The organism is Pseudomonas sp. 06C 126, from assembly GCF_001855215.1.
Classification (GTDB): domain Bacteria; phylum Pseudomonadota; class Gammaproteobacteria; order Pseudomonadales; family Pseudomonadaceae; genus Aquipseudomonas; species Aquipseudomonas proteolytica.
Window position 1 is genome coordinate 1 of sequence record NZ_MIFU01000139.1, and the last position, 4,391, is coordinate 4,391.

Annotated in this window: 2 protein-coding genes and 1 pseudogene; all 3 read left to right on the top strand. The window is 58.7% G+C overall.

Annotated elements, in window-relative coordinates; translation table 11 throughout:
• Positions 1-414: phosphopantetheine-binding protein (locus tag BHC62_RS25250; protein ID WP_143007597.1), on the top strand; the 414-nt coding region annotated here is incomplete at its 5' end.
• Positions 415-563: 149 nt separating this feature from the next.
• Positions 564-1,838, top strand: a pseudogene (locus BHC62_RS29415) (condensation domain-containing protein); the annotation flags it as partial.
• A 114-nt stretch (positions 1,839-1,952) separates the two neighbouring features.
• The coding region (locus BHC62_RS29420; RefSeq protein WP_371128934.1) for an amino acid adenylation domain-containing protein at positions 1,953-4,391 on the top strand (2,439 nt) is incomplete at its 3' end.

Here is a 4,391-nt window from a genome sequence, read left to right on the forward strand (position 1 = left end):
GAATACATGGTGCCCAGCCATTGGGTGTTCCTTGATAGCCTGCCGCTGACCCCCAACGGCAAGCTCGACCGCAAGGTGTTGCCGGCGCCGGATGCCAGTCTGGCGCAAAAAACCTATGTAGCGCCCAGTAGCCCTTTGCAACAGCAGGTCGCAGCGATTTGGCAAGACGTATTGAAAGTCGAGGCTATCGGCCTTGAGGACCACTTCTTTGAACTGGGTGGGCACTCACTACTGGTCGTGAGCGTGGTCTCGCGCCTACAACTTGAGCTGGGTATGCAGTTGACGCCGCAGTTGATGTTCCAACACCCGACCCTGGGCGCGTTTACCGCCCAGCTTGAGCAGCAGGCAGGACCTGTCACCGCGCAGAAACTTGACAAACTCGAAGCCCTGCTCGATGAAATGGAGGAGTTCTGATGGATAAGACTGTCGCCGCCCGCATTGCCCGGCGCTTCATCACTCTGCCCCGGGAAAAGCGCGAGCTGTACCTGGAAAAAATGCTGGCTGAAGGGGTCTCACCCGCTAACCTGCCAATCCCTGAAGTGCAGTCAGCCTTCGAATCCATCCCACTTTCTTTCGCTCAAGAACGGCAGTGGGTGCTCTGGCAACTGGACCCCGACAGCGCAGCCTACAACATTCCAACTGCCCTACGGCTCAAAGGTAAACTGGACGTCGCGGCACTGGAGCAAAGCTTCAACACCTTGATAGCCCGCCACCAGACGCTGCGCACCACGTTTGCACATGGCGAAGATCGACCATTGCAGATTATTCACCTCGACATGCCGATGCAGATCCAGCAAAGCAGCGTTCCGGGGCTCGACGACGCAGGAATCAAGGCATTTATCCAAGCCCAGGCTTACCAGCCATTTGATTTGCAGCAAGGCCCACTGCTACGTGTCGCCTTGCTACAGCTAGGCCAGGATGACCATGTTCTGGTGCTGACCCAACACCACATCGTCTCGGATGACTGGTCGATGCAGGTGATGGTCGAAGAACTGGTTGCACTGTACTCGGGTTATCAGCAAGGCCAGCCAAACGTCTTGCCAGAGCTGACAATCCAGTACGCCGACTATGCCATCTGGCAACGTCATTGGATGGAAGCCGGTGAAAGCAAACGCCAATTGACTTATTGGCAAGCCCAACTGGGTGGTGAACAACCCGTATTGGAGTTACCCACCGACCACCCACGACCAGCCGTTCAGAACTATCGAGGGGCGAACATTGCAGTCACAGTTCCAGCCTCCTTGGAACACAACCTCAAACAGCTTGCCCAGCAACACAATGTGACCTTGTTTATGTTGCTGCTCGCCTCGTTCCAGGCGCTGTTGCACAAGTACACCGGCCAGTCCGACGTCCGTGTAGGCGTACCTGTAGCGAACCGTAACCGTGTTGAAACCGAGCGTTTGCTGGGGTTTTTCGTCAATACTCATGTGCTCAAAGCACACTTCGATCACACACTGTCTTTCAGCCAACTCCTGGCGCAGGTCAAGCAAACAGCACTGGATGCCCAGGCGCATCAGGACCTGCCTTTCGAACAACTGGTCGAGGCCTTGCAGCCAGAACGGAACCTGAGCTTCAACCCGTTGTTTCAGGTGATGTATAACCACCTCAATGACCATCAGGGCAGCGCAACCACTCATCCGGCGTCGGCCGCCTCATTGACCGTCGAAGGTATGACGTGGGGCAACAGCACGGCGCAGTTTGATCTGACGCTCACTACCTTCCAATCAACCCAGGGCCTGTCGGCTACCCTGAACTATGCCAGCGACCTGTTTGATTCCAGCACCGTTGAACGCCTCGGAAACCATTGGCTTAACCTGCTCGAACGCTGCATCGCCGCCCCGCAGCAGCCCATCGTCAGCTTGTCGCTGCTCAGTGCCGTTGAACAGCAGCAGATCTTGCGCGACTGGAACGCCACAGCCTCTGAGTACCCACAACAACACAGCATTCACGGGTTGATCGCCGAGCAGGTTGCGCGCCAGCCGGACGCAGTGGCCCTGACCTGCGGTACCCAGACCCTGAGCTATCGCCAACTGGACGCTCGGGCCAATCAAGTGGCCCATAAACTGATCGAACTGGGTGTTGGCCCCGAAGTGCGAGTCGGCGTGGCCATGCAGCGCTCCGACGCATTGATCGTGGCCTTGCTCGGCGTACTCAAGGCCGGCGGCGCCTATGTGCCGCTGGACCCGGATTACCCCGCCGACCGCGTCGCCTACATGCTCGAAGACAGCCGTGCCCAAGTGCTGCTGACCGAAACCCAATTGCTCGCCGAACTACCCCGCACCCAGGCCCTGGTGTTGCTGATAGATCAACTGGCGGGCTACCCGCTGACCGCCCCGGCCAGCCAAGCCGCGCCCGACAATTTGGCCTACGTGATCTACACCTCCGGCTCTACTGGTAAACCAAAAGGCGTGGCCATTACCCATAGCAACGTCTTGGCGCTGGTCCACTGGTCGCAGGAGGTCTACAGCCAGAAAGATATCCAGGGCGTGTTGGCCTCGACCTCCGTGTGTTTCGACCTCTCGGTATGGGAAATCTTCGTCACTCTGGCCAACGGCGGCTCGCTGATCCTCGCCCGTAATGCCCTGGAGTTGCCCGACCTGCCCGCCCGGGATCAGGTGCGCCTGATCAATACCGTACCCTCGGCGATCAATGCCTTGCAGCACGCCGGGCAAATCCCCGACAGCGTTCGCATCATCAACCTTGCGGGCGAGCCACTGAAGCAATCGCTGGTGGAGAATATCTACCAGCAGCAGGCCACGGTTGAGCATATCTACGACCTTTATGGGCCGTCCGAAGACACCACATACTCCACCTGGACTCGTCGCGAAGTCGCAGGCCAGGCCAACATTGGCCGCCCGCTGCACAATACCCAGAGCTACCTGCTCGATGCCGACCTGCAGCCCGTTCCCACAGGGGTTGCAGCGGAGTTGCATCTGGCCGGCGCCGGGATCACCCGGGGCTATCTCGGCCGAGCCGCGATGACCGCCGAAAAATACATACCCAACCCGTTTTCCACCAACGGCGAGCGCCTGTATCGCACTGGCGACCTGACACGTTATCGCGCCGATGGCGTCATTGAGTACGCAGGGCGCATCGACCATCAGGTGAAGATTCGTGGGTTTCGTATCGAACTCGGCGAAATCGAAGCCCGCCTGTTGGCACTGGGGGATATTCGCGAAGCAGTCGTATTAGCCCAGGATGTCTGCGGCAGCCTGCAGTTGGTTGCTTATGTAACCACCCCAGGCCCCCTAGGTGATGCGGTGGCTCAAAAGCTGCTGCGTGACACACTCAAGTACCATCTCAAAGAGCATCTTCCGGATTACATGGTGCCCAGCCACTGGGTATTCCTCACCAACCTGCCCCTGACGCCCAACGGCAAACTCGACCGTAAAGCCCTGCCCGCCCCCGATGCCAGCCAGGCCCTGCACGCTTACGTGGCACCGCAGAACGATCTGCAACATCGCATCGCCAGCATCTGGCAAGACGTCCTCAAGGTTGCAAAAATCGGCCTGAACGACAATTTCTTCGAACTGGGTGGCGACTCGATCATCTCCATCCAAGTCGTCAGCCGCGCACGCCAAGCCGGCATCCACTTCACTCCCAAAGACCTGTTCCAACATCAGACCATCCAGGACCTGGCCAGCGTGGCGAAAAACCAGGGCCAGGGCGTGGCGATCGACCAGGGCCCGGTCACAGGTTTGGCACCGCTGCTACCGATCCAGCACCTTTTCTTCAATACCGACATCCCCGAGCGCCACCACTGGAACCAATCCGTGCTGCTCAAGCCCACCACACACATGGAACTGCAGTTGCTGGAGCAGGCACTCGATGTCCTGATCCAACACCACGACGCCCTGCGTCTGAGCTTCCATCAGGCCGACCACGGCTGGAGCGCCGAGTACCGTCCGACCACGCCATCAGTGCTATGGCAAACCCAAATCGACGACACCACGCAGTTGCAATCGCTGGGTGACGATGCCCAGCGCAGCCTAAACCTGCAGGATGGACCGCTGCTGCGGGCAGTGCTGGTGGATTTGAAGGACGGCAGCCAGCGTTTGCTGTTGGTCATCCATCACTTGGTGGTGGATGGCGTGTCCTGGCGGATATTGTTTGACGATTTGCAGATGGCCTATCGTCAACTGCAAGCGGGTCAGACGATCGAGTTGCCGGAAAAGACCAGCGCCTATAAGACCTGGGGTGAGAAGTTGATGGGGTATGGGCAGAGGGCTGAGTTGCAACAGGAACTGACGTACTGGACGCAGCAACTAGACGACGCCAGCAACGACCTGCCGCACGCAAACCCTGAAGGCAGCCAGCGGCACACCCAGGCGACGACTGTCGATATCCAACTCAGCAAAACCCTGACCCAACAACTTCTGCAAGTCGCACCC